This window comes from Draconibacterium mangrovi, assembly GCF_010586825.1.
Taxonomy (GTDB): domain Bacteria; phylum Bacteroidota; class Bacteroidia; order Bacteroidales; family Prolixibacteraceae; genus Draconibacterium; species Draconibacterium mangrovi.
The window spans coordinates 235517-258004 of the sequence record NZ_JAAAGB010000001.1 but is presented as its reverse complement, the minus strand read 5'-3'; the positions used below and the strand labels follow the sequence as shown (position 1 = coordinate 258004).

The 22488-nt window shown below is 39.9% G+C and carries 22 protein-coding genes and 1 tRNA gene; 21 read left to right on the top strand and 2 right to left on the bottom strand.

Annotation, left to right across the window (positions count from 1 at the left end; genetic code table 11):
- The 21 genes from G4420_RS01045 (at position 1) to G4420_RS23475 (ending at position 20460) form a co-directional block, all read left to right on the top strand.
- Positions 1–2412: a TraG family conjugative transposon ATPase gene (locus G4420_RS01045; protein ID WP_163321768.1), complete on the top strand. Its 2412-nt coding sequence runs from the start codon at positions 1–3 to the stop codon at positions 2410–2412.
- 20 nt (positions 2413–2432) lie between these two features.
- Positions 2433–3077, top strand: a complete 645-nt coding sequence (locus G4420_RS01040; protein WP_163321767.1) for a hypothetical protein — start codon at positions 2433–2435, stop codon at positions 3075–3077.
- 14 nt (positions 3078–3091) lie between these two features.
- Positions 3092–3802: a hypothetical protein gene (locus tag G4420_RS01035; protein ID WP_163321766.1), complete on the top strand. Its 711-nt coding sequence runs from the start codon at positions 3092–3094 to the stop codon at positions 3800–3802.
- A gap of 26 nt (positions 3803–3828) precedes the next feature.
- Positions 3829–4779, top strand: a complete 951-nt coding sequence (locus tag G4420_RS01030; protein ID WP_163321765.1) for a hypothetical protein — start codon at positions 3829–3831, stop codon at positions 4777–4779.
- Between the two features lie 37 nt (positions 4780–4816).
- Complete coding sequence (gene traK / locus G4420_RS01025; RefSeq protein ID WP_163321764.1) at positions 4817–5443, top strand: conjugative transposon protein TraK; 627 nt, start codon at positions 4817–4819, stop codon at positions 5441–5443.
- Positions 5444–5488: 45 nt separating this feature from the next.
- On the top strand, positions 5489–5809 hold the full coding sequence (locus tag G4420_RS01020; protein ID WP_163321763.1) for a hypothetical protein: 321 nt from the start codon (positions 5489–5491) through the stop codon (positions 5807–5809).
- Entirely contained in the window at positions 5784–6941 is a 1158-nt protein-coding gene (traM, locus tag G4420_RS01015; RefSeq protein WP_163321762.1) for a conjugative transposon protein TraM, read from the top strand. The genes G4420_RS01020 and traM overlap by 26 nt, the downstream gene beginning before the upstream one ends.
- Before the next feature lie 5 nt (positions 6942–6946).
- The gene (locus G4420_RS01010; RefSeq protein ID WP_163321761.1) at positions 6947–7747 is read left to right on the top strand and encodes a DUF4138 domain-containing protein; all 801 of its coding nucleotides are present in this window, start codon (positions 6947–6949) and stop codon (positions 7745–7747) included.
- A gap of 9 nt (positions 7748–7756) precedes the next feature.
- Entirely contained in the window at positions 7757–9673 is a 1917-nt protein-coding gene (locus tag G4420_RS01005) for a type IV secretory system conjugative DNA transfer family protein (protein ID WP_163321760.1), read from the top strand.
- A gap of 43 nt (positions 9674–9716) precedes the next feature.
- A complete protein-coding gene (locus G4420_RS01000) occupies positions 9717–10385 on the top strand; it encodes a DUF3945 domain-containing protein (RefSeq protein ID WP_163321759.1) in 669 nt (222 codons plus the stop codon).
- A gap of 175 nt (positions 10386–10560) precedes the next feature.
- Positions 10561–10929, top strand: a complete 369-nt coding sequence (locus G4420_RS00995) for a plasmid mobilization protein (RefSeq protein WP_262888293.1) — start codon at positions 10561–10563, stop codon at positions 10927–10929.
- A gap of 8 nt (positions 10930–10937) precedes the next feature.
- The gene (locus tag G4420_RS00990) at positions 10938–11840 is read left to right on the top strand and encodes a relaxase/mobilization nuclease domain-containing protein (protein WP_163321757.1); all 903 of its coding nucleotides are present in this window, start codon (positions 10938–10940) and stop codon (positions 11838–11840) included.
- 263 nt (positions 11841–12103) lie between these two features.
- On the top strand, positions 12104–13159 hold the full coding sequence (locus G4420_RS00985) for a hypothetical protein (RefSeq protein WP_163321756.1): 1056 nt from the start codon (positions 12104–12106) through the stop codon (positions 13157–13159).
- On the top strand, positions 13134–13481 hold the full coding sequence (locus tag G4420_RS00980) for an STAS-like domain-containing protein (protein ID WP_163321755.1): 348 nt from the start codon (positions 13134–13136) through the stop codon (positions 13479–13481). Before G4420_RS00985 ends, G4420_RS00980 begins: the two co-directional genes overlap by 26 nt.
- A gap of 32 nt (positions 13482–13513) precedes the next feature.
- A complete protein-coding gene (locus G4420_RS00975) occupies positions 13514–13999 on the top strand; it encodes a hypothetical protein (protein WP_163321754.1) in 486 nt (161 codons plus the stop codon).
- Positions 14000–14313: 314 nt separating this feature from the next.
- A complete protein-coding gene (locus G4420_RS00970) occupies positions 14314–15297 on the top strand; it encodes an ArdC family protein (RefSeq protein WP_204273561.1) in 984 nt (327 codons plus the stop codon).
- Between the two features lie 208 nt (positions 15298–15505).
- The gene (locus tag G4420_RS00965) at positions 15506–15817 is read left to right on the top strand and encodes a type II toxin-antitoxin system HigB family toxin (protein WP_163321753.1); all 312 of its coding nucleotides are present in this window, start codon (positions 15506–15508) and stop codon (positions 15815–15817) included.
- Positions 15807–16271 (top strand): helix-turn-helix domain-containing protein, encoded by a 465-nt coding sequence (locus G4420_RS00960; protein WP_163321752.1) that lies wholly within the window; start codon positions 15807–15809, stop codon positions 16269–16271. Before G4420_RS00965 ends, G4420_RS00960 begins: the two co-directional genes overlap by 11 nt.
- A gap of 519 nt (positions 16272–16790) precedes the next feature.
- Positions 16791–16863: transfer RNA gene (locus G4420_RS00955), tRNA-Lys, on the top strand.
- Between the two features lie 491 nt (positions 16864–17354).
- Positions 17355–18770, top strand: a complete 1416-nt coding sequence (gene rlmD, locus G4420_RS00950; RefSeq protein WP_163321751.1) for a 23S rRNA (uracil(1939)-C(5))-methyltransferase RlmD — start codon at positions 17355–17357, stop codon at positions 18768–18770.
- 145 nt (positions 18771–18915) lie between these two features.
- Positions 18916–20460, top strand: coding sequence for an OmpA family protein (locus G4420_RS23475; protein WP_317165260.1), 1545 nt, complete (start codon positions 18916–18918; stop codon positions 20458–20460).
- 109 nt (positions 20461–20569) lie between these two features.
- On the opposite strand, the gene G4420_RS00940 is transcribed toward G4420_RS23475, so the two are convergent.
- Together G4420_RS00940 and G4420_RS00935 are read right to left on the bottom strand one after the other, a co-directional pair.
- The gene (locus G4420_RS00940; protein ID WP_163321750.1) at positions 20570–21223 is read right to left on the bottom strand and encodes a response regulator transcription factor; all 654 of its coding nucleotides are present in this window, start codon (positions 21221–21223) and stop codon (positions 20570–20572) included.
- Positions 21224–21232: 9 nt separating this feature from the next.
- Positions 21233–22471, bottom strand: a complete 1239-nt coding sequence (locus G4420_RS00935) for a sensor histidine kinase (protein ID WP_163321749.1) — start codon at positions 22469–22471, stop codon at positions 21233–21235.
- Between the last annotated feature and the right edge of the window lie 17 nt (positions 22472–22488).

The following is a 22488-nucleotide window of genomic DNA, read 5'->3' as shown; positions in this document are numbered from 1 at the left end:
ATGAGAGTAAAACCGATACAAATAAGTCTGCCCGTCTTGGGTTTTGACGGGGATATCCTGATCTCCAATAACCTGGATATGAGTTTTGGACTACGGCTGTTCCTGCCGGAACTATTGTCCTGCAGTACAGAGAATATCTATATGCTACACGATACCGTACAGCGGGCAATAAACATCCTTCCGGAAAATACCCTGCTGCATAAACAGGACTTCTTTTTTACCGAAGAATTTTGCACCGATCGCGATTCAGCCTTGAAACACGAACGCAGTTTGAGTGGAAACTATCTGGATCATTTTCAGGGGAGGAGGTATCTTAAACACGAATGCTACCTCTATGTAAGCCTGCTGAACACCGGTCTTTTGAAAAATTACCTGGGATCTTCGCTGATCTTCTCACGCAAAGCAAAGCTGGAAGAAGCCCGGCTACTGGAAAAGATCCGGGAGCTGCAAACCAACCTGGCTTCTATTTTCCGGCAAAGTGGAATAGAAAGTATACCGATAACCAGAGAGCAAGCCATGGGGACAGCCTCCGAAATCGGGTTGATTGAACGTTATCTGACACTTAACTTCAGAGAAGGACAGCCCCTGCTGGGAGGAATTGATTTTAGGGACCGCTTACGGGTGATGGATCGTTTTGTGGAAATCCTTAGCCTGAGTGATTATTCACATCTGCCTTCGGAAATTCGTCCAACAGGCGGCCATCCCCGGACCGGCCTGCCTGTGTCGATGGTGTATCCTCTAAGCTGGCATCTGCCGTATTCGCATATTACTAATCAGTTTATCTATATACCCGGACAACAGGAGGTAAAAGCAGGACTGGAAGGGGATTACAAAAAGATTTACAGTCTTTCAAAATTTTCTTCGGAGAATAAGATCAATGCCGGGCTGATCGAAAATTTTCTGGATACAGTACAAGCCTCAGGAGAAAAGATCGTAAAAACCCACTTTAACGTGACCCTGCTGGATACTTCGATCCCGAAACTCAAAAAGATCAAAAGTGAGGCAGCGACCGCTTTTTCGCTAATGAACTGTTTTCCATACCAACACACTTTTGACCTGCCGTTTTTGTTTTTTGCGGGATTGCCTTTTAGCACCCAGCTACCCGAAACAGAACTGTTTTTAACCCAGGTGCCGCAGGCCTGCTGCCTGACCAATTTTGAAGGAGAAGTCAGAAATTCCGAATCAGATTTCACACTTTACTTGTCGGATCGGATGGAAGGTTGCCCGGTAAAGATCGATTTGTCGGATGAACCCATGCACCAGCACCTGATTCATAACCGCAACAAAATCATTATCGGTGGATCAGGATCCGGAAAATCCTTTTTTACCAATCACCTGTTGCGACAGTATGTAGAAAATGACAATTGCCATGTGGTGCTGCTGGATGTGGGAAGAAGTTATGAGATACTGACACGATACCTGGATGAACGACTACAGGAAAGGGGAGGTGCCCGGATGATCGAATTTACCGAAGACAATCCCATCTCCTTTAATCCCTTTGTGGTGGAGGGTGACGCGGATCTGGAACACCGGCAAACTATTCTATCGGTGATCTACACGGTGTATAAACCTGAGCTCTCGGAAATGGAAAAGGATGTGATTGCCCACGCGCTAAAACAGTTCTTCAAAACCGAAGATATTGAACGGTCCTTTAATGGTTTTTATGAGTTCTGCCGGGATTATATCCCACCGCTGGTGGAAGAGCAGTCACTGGAATTTAATACCCATGAATTTTTCTTCATCCTCGGAAAATACTACCGGGGAGGAGAATACGATTACCTGCTGAACAAGCCGATGAAGACCGATGAGTTTTTCAGCTGTCCTTTCCTTGTTTTTGAGTTGGATAATATCAAAGATCATCCGGTGATTTTTCCGGTGGCTACGCTTATTATCATGGACATTTTTCTCAAAAAAATGCGACGGTTGAAAAACACGCGCAAGGTAATCTGTATTGAAGAAGCATGGAAGGCCATAGCTACCCCCCAAATGGCCGGGTATATGAAATACTTTTTTAAAACCATTCGCAAGTTTTTTGGGGAAGCCATGGTGGTGACACAGGAAGTGGATGATGTGATTTCATCACCAATCATCCGTGATGCGATCATTAACAATGCCGATACCCGCATCCTGCTGGACATGGGCAAATTCAAAAACAAATTTGAACAGATCAGCAGCTTTTTGGGACTAACCGCTTTTCAGCAACAACAGATCCTTTCGATTAATAAAAACCTGCCTTCAGATCGCAGTTTTAAGGAAGTATTTATCGCACTGGGGGAGTATTCCCGGGTGTTTGCCCTGGAAGTCAGCCGGGTAGAATACTACTGCTATACCACCGAACAAAAGGAAAAGGAAAAGATACTGGAACAGCTGATCGCGGACCGGTCTATCCTTGAGATCTTAAAACAAATGTAAAATCCTAAAAAAGTACAATCATGAAAAATTTAATCGTACTCATCCTTACAATTCTACTTGCAGCAAATGCAGGTAGATCTACTGCCCAAACCCCGGTAACAGATGTTGGAGCCGGAATACAACGTGAAGCACTCTGGACACAGGAGGAAGGAATTCTTTCGAAAATCAACCTGTACAATATTCTGATAAAAGCACTGAACGGTGACATCAAAGGACTGACGGGAGAGATCCTGGGCATCGACCAAAAGATGCTGGAAAGCCTGGAGAAAGTTTCCCTGTTGATTAAAGACTACAAACGTATACAGGAAACCAAAGATATCCTGCAGCAGATCATTGCCATCTATACCGAAAAAGTTCCCTTGCTGGTGCAGGATGGAAACTTTACCACCCAACAGGCAGCCGCCATTGTGCAAAGTTTTGACCTGATACTGGATGACAGCAAAGCGCTGGTTAGTTCAATACTAAATATCATCGTTAAGGACAACCTGTTTATGATGGATGATAAACAGCGTTATGATGCCATCAATGGAATTTACCTGAGTGTCAAACAACATTACGGTACCATCTGCTACCTACACAATAAACTCCTCTATGCTTCCTACCTGAAAAGCCATGACAGTGGTACGCTGGAAGGATTTGCCATGTATTACAGCCTGTACAACTAACTCAACGAAAAACGATGAAACGATTATTTCAAATCCTTATAATGGTTTTGCTGCTTTTTACTGCAACAGAACAGTCAAAAGCACAGCTTATTGAGATCAAACCCTGGCATGGTTACTACCCGGAAATGGAAGGAACTTATCCGCTTACGTTTATCGCTTTTACCGGCTGGTTGATTCCTATTCCTCATGTTTTTGTGCGTACCTGGCCAACACACTATTATGTTGAAGTGGGAGCACTGCCTGTTACCGATGGAGGAGAGATTGCCGGAGAGCTAAAAACCGGTCTTTTACGCATCGCAGCCAAAGCAATCGAACGCAGCCAGATGAAAGGCAGGCAGGAAGAAACGGATGACATAAAAGTCAATACTGGCTTTACTCAACAGATCAGTGATCAATTGTTTAGTGCACGCTCGGATGAGCTGAGTGATATCTACAACCTGGCAGCACAGTTTATAAAACTTTATCAAAAGGTAAACAAACTGGGAGGACTGAGTAACTCCGGAAAAATTTATTCGATTTATGAGAAAGAAGCTGATCAGCTTTTGATGCAGTTTTTAATGGTGAACCTGTTTCAAACCGATCACGGCCGCAAGCTGGATGCTTTTACACGAATCAGCCAGGAGCTTTGGAAACTACTGGGCGAACTGGATTATACCCATGGCAAGCTGCTCTTTTTTAACAGTTTCGAAAGTCAACCATTGAGCTATTCTTTTTTAAGCAAATAAGCATTTAACCGATTAACAGAAAAAGTATGTTATTACAAGTACTGACAACCAATGATTTTTTTGCTTTTACCGATGCACTGGTGGATTCGGGTGTAAACCATGCCCGTATCCTGGTGGATATGGCACGGGCCATTGGCGGAATCGCTGCTTTCTTTTACATCTCCAAACGGATTTATGAGCAGCTGATCGCTGACAACCCGGTGTCTATTTTGCCCTTGTTACGGCCTTTTGCACTGGTACTGGTGATCACCTTCTGGGGACCGTTTGTGAATCTGTTACTGGCACCCACAAAAGGCCTGACCCATTTGTCGGAGGCCGTTTATGCCGATAAAAAGCATATCGTAAAAGAGCGGCTGGAGGATAAACAACAAGCCATTCTATCCACGGATCTGCCCTTGTTTTATGAGAACGAAGAAAAGGAAGCTGATCTATGGGATAAAGGGGTAAATCTGATCCTGACTTCTTACAATATCATTAGTGGTCGGGCAATTCATAACCAGATTAACTTTTATATGATGGATGCCACGCGGCAATTGCTGGAGTCCTTTTTTGAAGTGCTGGTCTACCTGATTGCTTTTCTGCGAACGGTATTCTGTGTGCTGCTGGTAATCTTTGGTCCGCTGGTGTTTGCGCTGTCCATCTTTGATGGTTTTCAGGATAACTACCTGCAGTGGATTGCCCGTTTTATCAATGTCAATTTGTACCTACCCATTGCCTTATTGATCCTGTCCATCGTGCAGGAGATCCTGATTTATGTGCTGGAAATGGAAATTGCGCAGATCAATGCTATGCTGATCTATGAGCCCAAACTGTTTTTTGTTTCCAACCTGATCGTTCCCGTTTGCGGAATTATCGGAATGGCAATGGTACCCAAAATCTCATCCTGGATTATACATGCCTCAGGAACCAACTCCGGAGGAGGAAGACTGGTGCGAACAGCGGCTGTAATGGCCATTACCAAAGGTGCCATGAAATAGCAGGCCAATATTTCATCTAAAATTATACAAGTAAGAAATGCAAAAACAATTTGATATACAACGCAAGTTTCGCTTTATCGTTTATGTGCTGGTGCTGATCAGCGTCTCGCTTATGGGAGTAAGCAGTTATATCTACTATGAGTCGGTACAACTGGTGGAACTTTCCAAAGAGAAAATCTATGTACTGGATAACGGTAAATCGCTATTAGTAGCCCTTCGGGAAGATATCAGTGAGAACCGCGATGCAGAAGCCCGGGATCATGTTAAACGTTTTCATGAGCTCTTTTTTACGCTGGAACCGGACAAAACCTACATTGAAAACAATGTAAGGGAAGCCCTGTATCTGGCCGACCGGAGTGCAATGGAGCAATACCAGGCCTTTAAGGAGAATAACCTGTATAACCAGGTGATCGCTTCAGATATCAGTATGACCCTGCAGACCGATTCCATAAAACTGGATTTTTCGGCCTATCCCTATTACTTTACCTATACCGGCAAGCAGAAGATCGTGCGTAAATCCAACATTACCATTCGCAGCCTGAAAACTTCCGGCTACCTGAGAAATATCTCCCGGACAGATAATAATCCGCATGGTTTTCTGATGGAAAGCTGGCGGATCGATGAGAACAAAGACCTGGAAAGCATCCGAAGAAAATCATTCTAACAGCCCAATGGCTGAGATACACATTAACGACAATACATTAAAAATATGACAGCAAATAATTTGAAAGATGTCAGTCGTTTTACCCGCTGGGTAAACGAACTGGACGATAAAGACAAATCACTGGATCCCTTAAAACGAAAAAGCAAATGGATATTGATCACCGCTTTTTTGTTTGCCCTGTTTGCTATCTCCTTTATCTGGATCCCATCCGGAAAAGTAAAATCCAGGAAGGTAGATGCACCACTGGCCGGACCGCTGACCAGTGCTCCAACAAGCACAGGCCGTTCAGCTTTTGAATTGCCTGTGGATTCATTTGAAAACCAATTAAAAACATATATCAATGAAGGAACTTCTGATAAAAAATAAGGCCCTGTTTTTACTTCCGCTGGTTCTGATTCCTTTTGTAATTCTGATCTTTTGGGTGTTGGGTGGCGGCACGGAGGCCGAAACGGTAAAAGAAACGCAACCAAATACATCTGGTATTGGTGCTAACTATGATCTCCCGGAAGCGGAAAAGTCCATTAAGATCTATGACAAGATGGAAGCCTATCAGAAAGATGATCAGCAGGTGGCGGAAATCGCTGAGGTTGATGTAAATGATACCACTCAGTTAGATGAGCTGAGCGTTCAGGATACAATAGCTCGTGAGAATACGCTACTTGATCCAAATGCTGATCAGGGACAAATTCTTGCCCATATCCGAAATAAAGAAAAGCAGGTGCAGCAGGAATTAAAAGGGGAGCCAATAGTTCGAAACAGTGGAAAAACTGCATCTCCGCAATCCCAAAGTAATCCAAAGGAAACGGTAGTGAAAAAGCAGGCGGAAACAAAGAAAGCAGTAACGACGACCTCGCCAACAACGGGTATTGAAGAACTGGATGAAATCATCGATAAAAACGTCCTGCTCAGTCGTAAAAACGATTCTCTAAATTTTTATCTGCAACAGGCACAGGAGAGATTGCAACAGATTGAGGCCATTCAAAACCTGTCCTTTACCCTGGAGAAAAAACAATCATCAGGATTCAAAAGGGAAGAGCCAATAAATACTCCGCATATAAAAGCTGAGATCTACGAAACAACAACGGTGCTCAACGGCAACCGGGTAAAACTACGCTTGCTGGAAGACACCCGGATCAATGGACAGTCGATACCTAAAAACAGCTTTATCTACGGAGTTTGCCAGATCAAAAATGAACGGCTGCTGATTGAGATCACCCAATTACCCGTTGAAAATTCTTTTGTCCCGGTAAAACTCACGATCTGTGATCTGGATGGACTGGAAGGTTTGTATGTGCCGGATAATGCCGCACGCAAAGTCTACCAGGAGGTGGGGGCTTCTACCAATACTTCTTCTCTGATGGGTGTCACCAACAATCCGCTGACCTATACCGGTATTCGCGCTGCCGACAGAGCTGCTCAGACCATGCTTAAACGGGTACGTCTCAAAAAAGTAACCGTCAAAAAGAACACACTGGTTTATATCATTAATCAAAAATAAACGTCATGAAACAAACAATATTTATTATCGCATTCTTTCTTTTTTCACTGGCAGTAAATGCTCAAAATCAAATAGAGATCTGCCAAAACAAAACCACTCACCTGATCGCCGAAGAAAAAATTACCTATCTGCAGGTGGGGGATCCGGACAAGTTGATTGCTGAAGTGGTACCTGAGCAACCCAATATGGTGCGGGTAAAAGCTGTGGATGATTTTGAAGGCGAATCGTCCCTGACAGTGGTCAGTGCCAACCGTTCCTATTCCCTGTTTGTAAGGTATTCTGATGGCAATAAGATCTCTTATAAGCTGGAAGAATTTCATGGAGAGAAGGCCGGGGATCTAAATATTGGTCCGGTCCCGGAATACCTGTTAAAAGAATTTTGCATCCAGATTCTGAATGACGGCACCCAAAAACCGGTTCGCTTAAGAACTAAAAAGGACGGTATTATTTTTCGTCTGAAGAATCTTTACCTGAAACAGGACCTGCTGTTCTTTGAACTGGAAATCACCAACTCCACAAATATTGTATTGGATATGGAAGCCATTCACTGGTGGATCGATGACAAAAAGCGGGTAAAAGCTACCAATATTCAGGAATACCAGGTGGAAGAACTTTACAGGCATTACAAGTGGGAGCGTATCCCAGCAAAAACTACCTTACGCGAGGTTGTCGTATTACCCAAGTTTATTGTTCCCGACAAACGTATCCTAAAAATCGAGCTGCTGGAAAAAGCATTGGGAAACACCGGACGCAAACTAACACTTGAGGTAAAAAACAAAGCCATCCTAAAAGCCCAATCATTCTAATAAGGAAAAATGCAAAACGAATCCAGGGAATTACAACGCCTGCACGAGGGTTTCAGGTTCTTTTCATACCTGTTGCTTTTTGTGGCGCTCTACATTAGTCAGCTCCAATACTTTAGCGAGGTGGGGCTTGTTATCGCTGAATTTTCAGCAGTAACCGGGAAGATCATGCGAATACAGTTTTTGGGAAACACGGTATTGGCAAAAACGGTGTGCCTTGCTTTTCTGGAGATAACCTGTATCGGTACCAAAGCAAAAAAAGACCGGGACCTGAAAGTTGCCAATATTGTAACTCAGGTTCTGATTGGGTTGGTGATGTATTGGGGAAGTTTACTGGTTTTTCAAACGCCTCTTGTTTATCTGCTGCTGTCCTTCTTTGGCTTTGTTCTGCTGAATATCGGTTTTGATAACATCTCCAAACTGATTAATGTAAACCTGATGAAGGACCGTTTTAACCTGGAAAATGAGAGTTTTCCACAGGAGAAGTCCTATAAAGGCAATGAGTATTCCGTCAACCTGGAAACCATATACCAGTATCGCAAAAAGCAGCAGGTGGGCTGGATTAATGTGATCAATCCTTTTCGGGGAACTATTGTGATCGGTACGCCCGGTTCCGGAAAATCCTTTTCGGTGGTACTTCCCTCTATTAAACAGCACCTGGCAAAAGGTTTTTCCATGTGCGTTTATGATTTTAAATACCCGGATCTTTCGGAAGTCACCTTTAACCATTTTCTGAAGGCCAAAAAGAAAAAGAGCTTGCCGGAAGCCACGAAATTTTATGTGATCAATATTGATGATATCCGTAAATCCTACCGTTGTAATCCGCTGGCCCCGGAGTTAATGGAAAGTCCCATTGACGCCTTTGAATCATCCCGGACGGTATTGTATAACCTGAACCGTGAATGGATCCGCAAACAGGGTGAATTCTTTTCCGAATCTGCGGTTTCCTTTTTTGCTGCAGTGATCTGGTTTCTTAAAAAATACAAAGGGGGTGAGTACTGCACCTTGCCACATGCCATTGAACTGTTGCAGCTGGAATATGATGACCTTTTTACCATCCTTGCCAAAGAAAAGGATGTGGAAAACATCGTAAATCCTTTTGTAAATGCGCATAAAAGAGGAGCGAACGAGCAACTGGAAGGGCAGCTGGGAAGCCTGAAAATTGCCATCTCAAAGATCATCAGTAAGGAAATTTACTGGATCTGTTCAGGGAATGATTTTTCACTGGATATAAATAATCCTCAGGAGCCGAAAGTCGTTTGTCTGGCCAATAATCCCCTTCGTATTGAAATGTATGGAGCCGTACTTTCTCTGTTTATCACACGGATGCTAAAGGTGATCAACCGGAAGGGGCAACAAAAAATATCACTGGTTTTTGATGAGCTCCCAACGATCTACTTCCGCGGTCTCGATACATTGATTGCCACGGCAAGAAGTAATAAAATTTCCACATTAGTAGGTATTCAGACTATTGATCAACTGATTCGTGATTATGGGAAGGAGCAAGCCAATGCCATCCTTACCAACATCGGAAATGTCTTTGCCGGGCAGTCCATCGGCGAGACTGCCAAATTTATCCAAAACAGGATGGGGAAGATCCTGCAGGAACGCCAGTCCATCAATATCAACCGGAATACCCAGTCGTCAACCTTCTCCACACAGATGGATTTTCTGGTACCGGAAGGGAAAATTGCGACACTGCCACAGGGCTATATGGTGGGGCAGGTGGCCGATAACTTTGATCAGCAGGTGAGCCAGCGCAATTTTAACTGCCTGATTGATGTGGATACGGCAGCCATTCATAAGGAGGAAAAGGATTTTCAAAGCATACCGGATATCTACGACTTCGATAATATCGATAGAGTACTGGAATATAACCGCAACAAGATATGTAACGACATTGTGGGCATACTCCGTGATGCCACATAAATACCAGAGACAGCATATTTATTAATCATTAAAACATTTAATTATGGAACAAAGTACCCGTATTAAAAAAGACGAGATTCCCTTTGATAAACTGGAAAAAGTTGGGGTAAACAAAGATTTCGTGAACCGTATGGATGAAAATGAACTCCGGGATTTTTTGAATGGATTTCGTTCTCAAAAACTCTACACCATTAATGCTATCGTTAATGACGAGCAAAAGCGTATTCCGGCCAAACTCCGTTTGAAAAAGGAGGATGACGGAACAGTAAGTGTAAAAGTGCATCCCATTCAGCGTTTAAGTATTCCTGAAAAGTTTATGGGACATAAATTTACTGATGCAGAGCGGAACAAACTGGTGGCCGAACGCAACCTGGGGAAAACCATTGAGCTTACCGGCAAGGATGGAAAAAAAGACAATTACTACCTGGCGCTTGATCCGAAAACCAATGAACTGATTCCCTTGCGTACCAAAAATATTAAAGTCCCGGATAAGATCAAAGGAGCAAGCTTGTCGGCGGAGCAAAAGCAAAAACTGGCAGCCGGAAAGAAAGTATATCTGGATAAAATGACCGGAAGAAATGGCAAAAAATTCGGCGCAGCATTGCAGGTGGATGCCGCTAACAGAACCATCAATTTTTCAGATTTTAAACAGGAGAAAGACTTGGATAAAAAACAAGCCAAGAGTAAAGGAGCAAAACAGAAAGTAGGGTAATTCCACGACCTGAGTAGACCTCGAAAAATCAATAGAAAATAACTACGGGGGAGGGGAATGCAAGATGTGCATTTGTATATACAAATGCCTTGTCATCTTGCCCGGCAGGGGCCGGACGGTTTTTTCAAAACCGACAAGGATTCCCCTCCCCCTAAAACGAAGATTATAGCTCAGAATGCCAACAAAATCGACTGAAAAGGACAAACGGGACCAGATGCTGCTCGTAAGGGTAAGCAGGGATGAGAAGCTTCGGATAAAGGCCTTGACCCGATCCGAAGGCTATCCCTGTATGAGCGATTATGTACGTTCCCGGATCTTCAGACGATTGGACAAGAAAGTTATTTCTCTGGATGAAAATACCAGTCAGCAACTACAGGAATTGGATTTTGAACTCAATAAAATTGGTGTTACCCTAAACCAACTCTCCAAAAAAATGAATTCTTTTTCAACCTATAACGTTGGCGATAACGACCGGAAATTGTTAAAACAAGCCTTTCAGATGATGATGAAATGCCTTGCTTTTTTACAAGAGCAACTAAACTAATCCTTGCCATGGTTATTGTCATCCATCAGTCCTCCAGTACGCAAAACGCTTTGTTTTACAATGAGAAGAAAGTGGAACAGAAGAAAGCTGTATTTTATAAAAGTGACAATACACCAACAATCAATCCTTTTGCCGGAACCAAACAGAACCGCCTAAATACCCTTAAGAAGATTGAGGACATGAATACTCGGGTAAAAAAGAAGGGACTGCATATTTCTGTGAATCCGACTGTGACTGATCTGGTAAAACTGGGAGACAAAGGGATGCGTACAGAGATCGGAAACCTGATGGAACACCTGGGCTATGGCAATCAACCTTACTTCGTTTTCAAACACACCGACCTGGACCGGACACACTTTCATATTGTTTCCACACGAATTGACAAAACAACTTTCCGAAAGATCAGGGATGATTACGAGAAACAAAAGACGCAACGGTTTATCAAATCCCTGGAACAAAAATATGATCTGACCAAAGAACAGAGCCAGGTTCAATCCAATCTGAAATTTTCAGCAGGAAGCAGAAACCTGAAACAAAACCTGGAGAGTTTGTTTTATCAGATGAATCAGATTGAATCGGTTAGCAATAAACAACTTTACAACAAATCGCTGGAGCTGTTTAATGTGGAAGTCCGGAAATCAGGAAGAGGACACGTGGTATTTATTACGGATGAAAACGGAAGTCCGGTACGCTATCCCATCCGGCTTTCAGAATTTGAAGAGCGGCCACGATTTCATCATTCTCAAAATGCTGAACAAGAGCAGCAAATTACTTCGCCCATGATCGACGAGTTTCAGTTGGCGCAATGGGCCAGAGATGTCAACCGGTTGATAGAGCGGAGTAACCGGCGTAAAAAGGAACCAAACATGAAGTATAAGGTGAAGAACAGGGATAGAGGTCTGAGTCGCTGATGCTTTATGTTTTCGGATTTTTTGAACATTAGTAAATTGGTGCACCATTTTTACTTGATCTTATTAACAATATAATTATCTTAGCGAGAAACAACTAATATGATGATTCAACCTCAAGCAGAAAAGGGTCGTTTTTACCGAAAATAGCATAAGGAGAGAGGAATAATTTTAATACTATTAGATGACATATTTAAAATGTTTCCACATTGAAATTATAATTATTTTCATAAGCCCAAAATGGAGATTCAAAATCACAATTATAAATGAAGAAATCTGCGGTAACAAGTAAGCTATATTTTAAAATCAGGAGCCGCAATGAGCTTAAAAAAAGATATCGAAATGCCAGTTTTAGGCGAAAAAGAATTCACCAACATTTTAAAGGGCCCATAGAAATAAAACAACATTATCAGCCCAAGCGCCCTCGGATAAAACGGTTGATAGCACCGGAGGAATTTAATCTCTTTAAAAGACCTAATGCCGTTTTAGAATATATAAGATCAATCAAGAAAATGGCTTCTAAAGACAAATTCTATGATCATATACTTTTAGATCTTTCGGATGTAAAAGATATTGATAGTGGTGCAATCTCCATGCTCCTATCCGCAGCATATCATATTTCGATCTTCAATTTTTCGATTGGTGGTAATTACCCTAATGATCCCATTTGTAAGAAGTTTTTCAAAGATTCTGGTTTTTTGAGCCATATGAAATATGTTTCTGATAGCAATAATAAACCGAATCAGAACTCAGATATGTTTGTTAAAAAAGGAAAGGATACTGCATCCGGACCAAGACTTGGTGCAACTATAAAACGGGCAATGAAAATTTTGACTGGAGAGTCTAAACATTATCCTCCTATTTATACAATGTTATTAGAGATGGCCGGAAATTCAGTAGAACATGCTTATGAAGAAAATAAACATTGGTTACTGAGTATGCAGTATGATGAATACAATAATAAAATAATATTTACTTTTGCGGATAATGGATTTGGTATCTTGAAAACCATTAGAAGAAAATTTCATCAAGAGATAAAAGATCTTTTGATAACCAAAGATGATGATGTTCTGCGAAGAGCTTTTCAAAGAAAATACGGTTCGCGTACAAGAGAAATAAACAGAAATACAGGATTACCTTCCATTGAAAAAGTTCAAATAGATGGAAAAGTTGATAACCTTGTGATTATAACTGATAATGTTGTTTTGGATTTCGGAAGAAATTCAAGTAAATTGTTGAAATCGAGGTTTAGTGGCACTTTCTATTATTGGGAACTCACGTTAAAAAACTTAAAAAATGAAAAAGATATTTTCAATCACTAAAGAATACACTGAGTATCCAGGCCCGAGATACCGAAAGCAAGGTGAGAACTCAGGTCAAGCATTTTATGAAGATGTTTTAAAAGATCTTATGAAAGATGTGATAGATAAAGATGGTATCTTAACTTTGGATTTAGATGGTACTGCTGGATATGCATCTTCATTTCTTGACGAAGCTATTGGAAATTTAGTGTATGAGTTTACTGAGTCAAAAATAAAGAATCACCTAAAAATTATATCAGATATTGAGCCCGATTGGATTGATATTATTTTTAGTAGGATAATCCCAGAGTGGGAAAAAAAGAGAATCGCCCAACAAAAGTAATTACTAATGTTTACCTATTATAACTTATGTTTTTGTTGAACTTTCTATGTACACTCGATGCTGAAAATTGGATTGATATTGTAGCAATAATTGTGAATGTAATTATTGGAACCATTGTAGTGGTTGTATTGTCAAAGCGTATATCCGATAAAAGAGCACTAAAAGATTATCTGATTGGAGAAACAGACCATATTAGAGAAGATTATCGTATTTTTTTAAATGATCTTTTATCTGGGAAAAAGAACGCGAGGAATATATTAAGTTGGTTTCAAGTTATGAATATACGTTTAGGTAATTTTGAACAGATCTATAAAAGTGAAATTTCATCAAAATGCTATTGCACAAAAGACAAACATGTCGAATTCCGAGAATTCTTAACTGATCATGATGATTTTAATAACGCTTTTACAAAAGATTCTGTAGAGATTTCACCTAGTCTAAGGAAAGAAATTCTGAAATTACATGGAGGAATAAGTAAATCCTTAATGGATTCTGTAATTTCTATAAATAAAAGGTAGTAGATCCTCGTCCTCGAAAGCTGACTTTTTCAGATATAATACTAATTTCTTGTTACTTCAAATTTTAATTAGCTGTAAAACAAGTTATAATCTGCTAATACTTTCATAAACCATAGTATTCTATAGATGTTTAGTAGAAAGAGTTTTTTGCCCTTAAATCCTGTCAAAGTTACTTCGCCGTCCGGAAAAGTCAATGGCGGCTGAGATACCTCATTTTTAGCCAGCCGCCCATCGGGTGCGTTCAGTTTTTTGTTCCGTTAACTCCACAAAAAACAGACATGCACCATTGACAAGAATCCATCCGGCTCAATGGCATGCGCCAAAATTTAATGGCGTGCCAGAAGCTGAAAAAAATCCCAAGGGCATGGGTGGATTCAATGAGTAAATTTGATATTTATGAAACAGTAACTAATTTGATTGTAGAACGCCTTGAAACAGGAGTAATTCCATGGCATATGCCTTGGAAAACTGCCAGTGCCATTCCTCGTAACCTGGTTTCTAAAAAGCCATACCGGGGATTTAATTTCTGGTACTTGCTTAGCTTTGGTTTCGAAAGGCCTTATTTCCTTTCCTTCAAACAAGTTCAGGATCTTGGTGGAAAGATCAAAAAAGGGTCATCATCATTTATGATTGTATTCTGGAAAATGGTGGAATACGAAAAGGATGATGAAACTAAAGAAATTCCAATGCTGCGGTATTATCGGGTATTTCACATTGACGATGTGGAAGGTATCGAACCTGACAAAATACCTGAGAATACTGCTCACGATCACGACTTCGATCCGATTGCTTCTTGTGAACAGCTTATCCAGTTTTGGTCCGATTCTCCGGTAATAAAGCTTGATCAGAAAAAAGCCTGTTATATTCCTTCATTGGATGAAGTCCACATGCCTGGGGCAAGGACTTTCTTTCAGGATGAAGAATTCTACTCTACGATTTTTCATGAACTTTGCCACAGCACTGGACACAGGAAAAGACTTAACCGACACGAAAGGTTTTCCAACCTGAATTTTGCAAGTAGAGATTATTCGCAAGAAGAACTTGTTGCAGAGATGGGAGCTGCATACCTCTGCGGTATTTGTGGCATTGAAAATGCTACCATCGATAATAGTGCAGCTTATATTCAAGGATGGTTGAAGAAGCTAAAAAGTGATAAAAAGTTTATTGTTATCGCTTCCGGTTTAGCTCAAAAAGCTGTTGACTATATTTTGGATAATCAGGATTCTAATCCGAAACCGGTTCTTCCTGAGCCTAAAAAGAAGAAAAGTAAATCGGCTTCTCTTTCCATGAAATTCTGATTATAAGCTAATGTTACCCTCCAATTTTTGATGCTTATATGTGCAAGTAATAGAGTGTGTTAGATTGTCATATTGCACGTTTTACTAATATTAGCACAACAGAAAAAACTAATCATGGTACGTTTATTAAAAAAATCAAAATAGGATTTTAGAAAAAGAAACAATCAGCAGTTACCATATGGGGTAACTTTTTTGTATCTTTGCAATAATGAGAATTATCAAAGAAAAAACTCTGACGGATTATTGCAAATCAAGTAAATACAAAAATGCGGAAGAATCTTTGAAGGCATGGATTTACGAGGTTAAATTTTCTGTTTGGGATAATGCAAGTGAGTTAAAGGCGAAATATAGGAACGCCAGCATTATAAGTTCAAAGCGGGTTGTGTTTAATATAAAAGGAAATGATTATAGGTTGATTGTGGATATTGAATATAAACTCAAGATTGTTTTTATTGTGTGGTTTGGCTCTCATAAGGAATACGATAAAATTGATGCAAAAGCAGTAAGTTATGAAGACTAAAATTTTAAAAACAGAAGAAGAATATAACAAAGCGTGTGAAAGAATATATTCACTTATAAATGCTTCTGAGAATGCAGTTGAACCCAACAGCCCCGAAGGTGAAGAAATGGAGTTGCTTTCATTGTTGGTTGAGAAATACGAGCTGGAAAATCATCAGATGGACGCTCCATCGCCAATAGAAGCTATTAAGTTCAGAATGGAACAAATGAACTTGAAACAGGCTGATGTAGCTCCACTTTTTGGAGGAAAAACAAGAGTCTCTGAAGTATTAAATGGAAAACGAAATTTAACTCTGAAGATGATAACCTTATTGAATAGATACCTTGGTATTCCTTTGGAATCTTTAATGAGCGGGAATAAAGAAATCAAGTTGGATGATGATAAGAAGCAAAAATTACTGCATATATCTTCCATTAGGGAATATTTGAGCTCAGGAAGAGCGGCAGTAATTTAATTTAAATATTAGTGTGAAATATAAAACGAGATAGTAACGAATATTTAGAGAGAGACCCATTGGAGACCTAAAGATTTAGGCGTTTTTAAAATATTGGTAATCAGCTCGGTATGGAGGAGGTTCTGCCCCCAGCTGAGTCACCAAGTCGGATGTCATTCCGAATCGAAAGCGCTTAAATCGTTGATTTAGGCGCTTTTTTATTTTCCGAAATTGGCGGGATTGAAAGACCGCGGTGAAGAGCCATTGGGTATTCATTTTGATTTTGCCGGAAAAGGTGTATGATAAGCCGTTTTTCTACCAGTCTGAAATTTCTTTAATGTACGTGATTGAAACAATGTATTTGATTGTTTGAGTACATTTTTTTTGATTTGCAGAATTGCTTCTTTCCCAGATTATTCGCTGTTAAAAAGGATGCATATTTAATGTGAAAGTCCAGCGGTTGCTGCTACATTATTTGTATGAAAAAAAATAATGGTTACTTTTGCATCCGCCTTTGAAAAACAAAGGTACTATAAGGATGACTCAGTAGCTCAGTTGGTAGAGCACATCCCTTTTAAGGATGGGGTCCTGGGTTCGAGCCCCAGCTGAGTCACACCACAAAAAAGCTTCGAAGAAATTCGGAGCTTTTTTTGTTTCCATTTTTCAGCACTCTGCATAAATTAATGAATCAGCAAAGCATAAGCGTGATCTCATTAAATAGCCATCCGAATCAAGGAATATCAAAAATTTAGACATAAAAAATGCCCTCTCGGGCAAAAAGGAAGGGGAAAGCTCTATGGACGCTTTTTGAAGATGATTGATAATTTACAAACCCCTAAACACAAAACCAATCATAAATACAGAAGTCGCTTTCCCCTTTTAAGTTTTACTTATTGAAAATAAAACCAACCATTAAATCAATAGCAAATATAAGGAAATGATTAAAGCAGAAAAGCTTTGTGAAACATAAAATCACTTCTCAGCACATAAAAAAGGTTGGTTTTCCCAGAATGGGAAAAGCTATGTTTATTTGGGAAATGACTGTTTATGCAATAATAATGCAGTAATGAATATTGAATTATATTTGCGCAAAATTAGAAAGCTGTGGGAAGAAGTAAAAGAAAAAATCCGTTTTACGAGAATGTAAAAATTGAAGATATTGGTGCAGAAGGAAAAGCCGTAGCACGTGTAGGCGATGTAGTTGTTTTTACCAAGCTGGCCATTCCCGGCGATGTAGTTGACTTGCAGGTAACAAAGAAAAGAAAACGCTACCAGGAAGCCATTGTAAAAGTGTTTAAAGCATATAGCGAAGACAGAACTGAAGCTTTCTGCGAACATTTTGGTGTATGTGGTGGATGCAAATGGCAAATTCTGCCTTATGAAAAGCAATTGTTCTACAAACAAAAACAGGTGCAGGACCAGCTATCCAGAATAGGAAAAGTGGCAATGCCTGAAATGCTGCCAATTCTGGGTTCTGAGAAGAACACTTTCTATCGGAATAAGATGGAATTCACGTTCTCGAACAAACGCTGGTTGAGTTTCGAGGAGGTTCAGAGCGATGAGGAAATTATAGATCCGAATGCTCTTGGTTTTCACGTTCCCGGCTTGTTTGATAAAGTGGTGAATATCGATAAATGCTGGTTACAGGACGATCCGTCGAACCAAATTCGCAACTTTATTTACAATTATGCCCTGAAAGAAAAACTTTCTTTTTTCGATATTCGTGAACAGAAAGGATTCTTAAGAACACTGATAATCAGGACTACATCAACAGGTGAGGTGATGGTTATTCTAAGTTTCTATCACGAAGATGAACCGGTACGTGAACAGTTGTTGGAAGCCGTGAAGAGCGAGTTTCCGGCGATCACATCATTGATGTACGTTATTAATACAAAAGGAAACGATACGATAACCGATCAGGAGATAAAAGTATTTTCAGGGCGCGATTATGTGCTGGAACAAATGGAGGGATTACAATTTAAGATCGGTCCAAAAAGCTTTTATCAAACCAACTCTGAACAGGCTTACCAGTTATACAAGATAACCCGTGATTTTGCGGAACTTAAAGGAAATGAGATCGTTTACGACCTGTACACAGGAACCGGTACCATCGCTAATTTTGTAGCGAAAAAGGCGAAAAAAGTAGTGGGAATTGAATATGTGCCCGAAGCTATTGAGGATGCCAAATTAAACTCGGAACTCAACAATATAGAAAATACAAGCTTTTTTGCCGGCGACATGAAAGATGTTCTTAACGAAACATTTATTAGTGAACATGGCAATCCGGAAGTGGTAATTACCGATCCGCCAAGGGCAGGTATGCATGCCGATGTAATTGAAACCATTTTAAAAATGGAGCCGCATAAAATAGTTTATGTTAGTTGTAATCCTGCCACCCAGGCACGCGACCTTGCAATGCTTGATTCGTTGTACCAAATTGAGAAAATTCAGCCCGTTGATATGTTTCCTCATACACATCATGTCGAAAATGTAGTTCTGCTCAGAAAAAGGCTTGATTAATTACATAAAATAGCCTAACTTGGTGTCTCTAAATGCAATTAAAAGTTGCAAAAATAAGGGTCGTATTAAGAAGCCGGATGCTTTCTTAATATTTTATATGTATAATATTGAACAAAATTTCTGAAAATCCTAAATTCAAATAATTATGAAAAGATTACTACTTTTTCTTTTTGCATTTGTACCAATGTTGGTTTTTGCTCAGCAAGAATGTGTTTATTTTAAAAAAATGGTCAAGCTCGAAGCAGAGAAGACCAACCTAAACACAACACAAAGTGATTTTGGCCCTGGTTTCGTGGGCGATGAACTTTGGTATTCGGCTTATACCGATGAAGAGATTGAAAAGTTAAATAGTGGGTCAACAAAGAAAATCTATTATAATCTGTATTCAACTCCTACAGACGCGAAAGGTAATGTAAAATCGGGTAAAAGTGCTGAGCTGGCTGAGGCAAGCGAAGGTTATCATGCAGGCCCCGTTTCATACTGCGAGGCAACGGGAGAGCTTTTTATAACATTAAGTAATTTCGAAAATCCCGAAGTTCGAAATAAAGTTTATCAAAAGGCAGATATCCGTTTGAAAATTATCATTGCCAAAAAGATTGATGGCGAGTGGCAGAAAACTGGAGAGTTGCCATATAACGATCCGGCTTATTCGGTAGGACACCCAAGCGTTACCGTTACGGGCGATACCTTGTATTTTGTTTCAGATATTCCTGAAAAGGGGCTCGGAGGAACAGATATTTACAGGGCGGTTCGCACAAACGGAACCTGGGGCGAAATGCAAAACATGGGCAGCGCAGTAAATACCGATAAAGACGAAATGTTCCCGTTTATTCATAAAGGCAAATTCCTGATTTTTGCATCAAATGGAAGAGGTGCCGGGGATGATCTTAATATCTACAATGTTGGGTTGTTTGGCGATAACATAAGCGGAGTTGCCGAATTGACCGAATTAAACTCTGGAGGAGATGATTTTGGTTTTGTAATTCATCCTGATGAAGAAGTTGGTTACTATTGCTCGAACAAAGAAGGAGGAATGGGTAGCGACGATATTTATAAGGTTCTGATTGAAGGTTTATACCATCTTGAATTGGTGGTTATGGATAGAAAGACAATGGAGCCGATGGAAGATGCAAATATTATATTTGACGGCGTTGCCGAGTTGATTGCGGGTACTGTATTTAAGAAAGAATTGGAAGGAGGCAAAAGCTATCCTGTAGCCAGTAATATTGATGGCTATATGAACGATTCGAAAACAATTACTACAGTTGGAAGACCTTTTGGTGTAGTTCGCGATACCTTATGGGTTGAAAAAGTTGAAGTTAAACAGAAGTTCGTTATGGAAAATATTTATTACGACTTCGACAAATGGAATATTTTACCTGCATCAGAAGTTGAGCTGGATAAGTTAGTAAAAGTTATGCAGGATAATCCTGACTGGAAAGTTGAATTGGGATCGCACACCGACTGTCGTGGTAGTGATGCATATAACCAAATCCTGAGTCAGAAACGTTCAGATTCAGCAGTTGGATATATCGTAAGCAAAGGTATAGATGAGGACAGGATTACAGCTAAGGGATATGGCGAATCGCAGTTAGTAAACCATTGCGATGATGGTGTTGCTTGTTCAAAAGAAGATCATCGTAAAAACCGTAGAACAGAATTTACGATTCTTGAAATGAATGGAAATTAGTATTAAGTAATATATACCAATCATCTGAAAGCTGTTCTTTTAAAGAGCAGCTTTCTTTTTGCTCAGAAGTTTGGACTTGCTGTTTTTTCTTTGACAGGATAACGGGTTGTTACAGCGAAATAAGCTGATTTTTAAACGCGTAAATTACAAGGTTAACAGTATTGAAAGTTTCTGTTTTTTGGAAAAGGTTGCTTTTGTGTTTCTCCACCGTTTTTGGGCTTAAATGAATTAATTCGGCAATTTGTTCGTTGTTTAGGCCTTTACAAATCAGATTCAGGATTTCTTTCTCGCGCGAAGTAAATTTATCAAGTAGTTGCTCGCCCGACTTACGCTCTTTGTCTTTGTATAAATTGCGCGAAATTACTTTAATGATTTCTGCAGAGAAGTAACTTCCGCCATCGGCTACTTTTTTTATGGCCTTCTCAAAATCTTCAATATCCGAGCGTTTTAGCATGTAACCTTCCACGCCGGCCGAAATCATCTGCTCTATATATTCATCGTCGGCAAAAGAAGTAAGTGCAATTACCTTCAACTCAGGATATTTTTTGAGTGCATGTTTTGTGGCTTCAATGCCATTCATTTTTGGCATGTTAATGTCCATTAAAACAATATCGGGTTCTACATCTTCAATAAGTTCCAGAAATTCTTCACCATTGGCAGCTTCGCCCACAACCGTTACAAAATTGAAATTGCTTAACAGCATTATCAAACCATCTCTAAAAATTTTGTGGTCGTCAACGATTATAATGTTTGTGTTCTCCATGTTCGTGAATTATATCATGAAACTTAGCTTTATTTCTACGCCCTTTCCTTCGCCGGTGTTAATTTCGTATTTACCTCCAAACGACTCAATGCGGTTGATAATATTTCGCAGTCCCATTTTTTCTTCGTCTGATGTATAAATAAGCTCGGGATTAAATCCTTTCCCGTTGTCGCGATAAATTATAACCACTGTCTTTTTAATTTGTTGAATGTCGATATACAATTTTGAAGCACCGGCGTGTTTAAGGGTGTTGTTGATCAGTTCGTTACAAATACGGTACACGTTTAGTTCCATATTCTGATCTAACTTGATTTCAGAATTTGTTGAATTTACCACGCAGGAAACTTCTCCAATATCGTTTATTTTGTCGCAGAGTATTTCAAGCGATTTTATTAAACCGTATTTATTAAGGATTGATGGATTTAAGTTGTTTATTGTAGCCTCCAGGTTTTCCAAAGCAATTCCCGACAGTTCCTTAACCTGAACCAGACTTTTGTTTTCTGCATTATTTGTGCAGTCTTTTTCGATTAATTTTATGAAAAGAGCAATGCTAGAAAGTATTGAACCCAGTCCGTCGTGCAGGTCAGCCGCAATTCTTTTTCGTTCTTTGTATTCAACTTCAAGAGCTCTGAGTGCCTGTTGTTTTTCAATAGCGTTATACGAATTGATTATTCGGTAGATTAAAAATATACATACCACCAACAGAAAAAAGGTTAGCAGCACCAGCGTAAATACCCGTTGTCTGAATCCGGTATTTTCGCGCAAGATATAATCATGAATCTTTCTGTCCAGTTGCTGGTACGAAAGCTGAAAATCGCGGTATTCATTTAATAGTGATTCGTTAAAACCCTCCGCATTATTTTCAAGTATTGCTAATACATTATTCTGTAACCGTTTTACTTGTATGGCAACTTCTTCAAGCGATTGTCGAAGTATGGCTTCGCGGCTTCCTTTATATTTTTCTGAAATAAGTGAATCGAGTGAGGAGATGTATGTATTGGTGTTCGTGAAACAGTTTAAAATTGTAGATTTTTTTGGAGAGTCGTTTAGTAAAAGGTAGTCATCCAGAAATATTCGGCTGTGAGAAATTTCGAGGTCGATGTTTTTTGATAGTTCCAGTAATAAAAGGTGTTCGCGATCGAGACGCAAACTTTTTATGGAGGTGTAAATAATTCCGGTACAGGTTATTGTTGTGAATATTATAATGGCCAATAAGACCCTTCCGCGAAATAATATTTTTAAACTCATCTAGTAAATTCAACGAT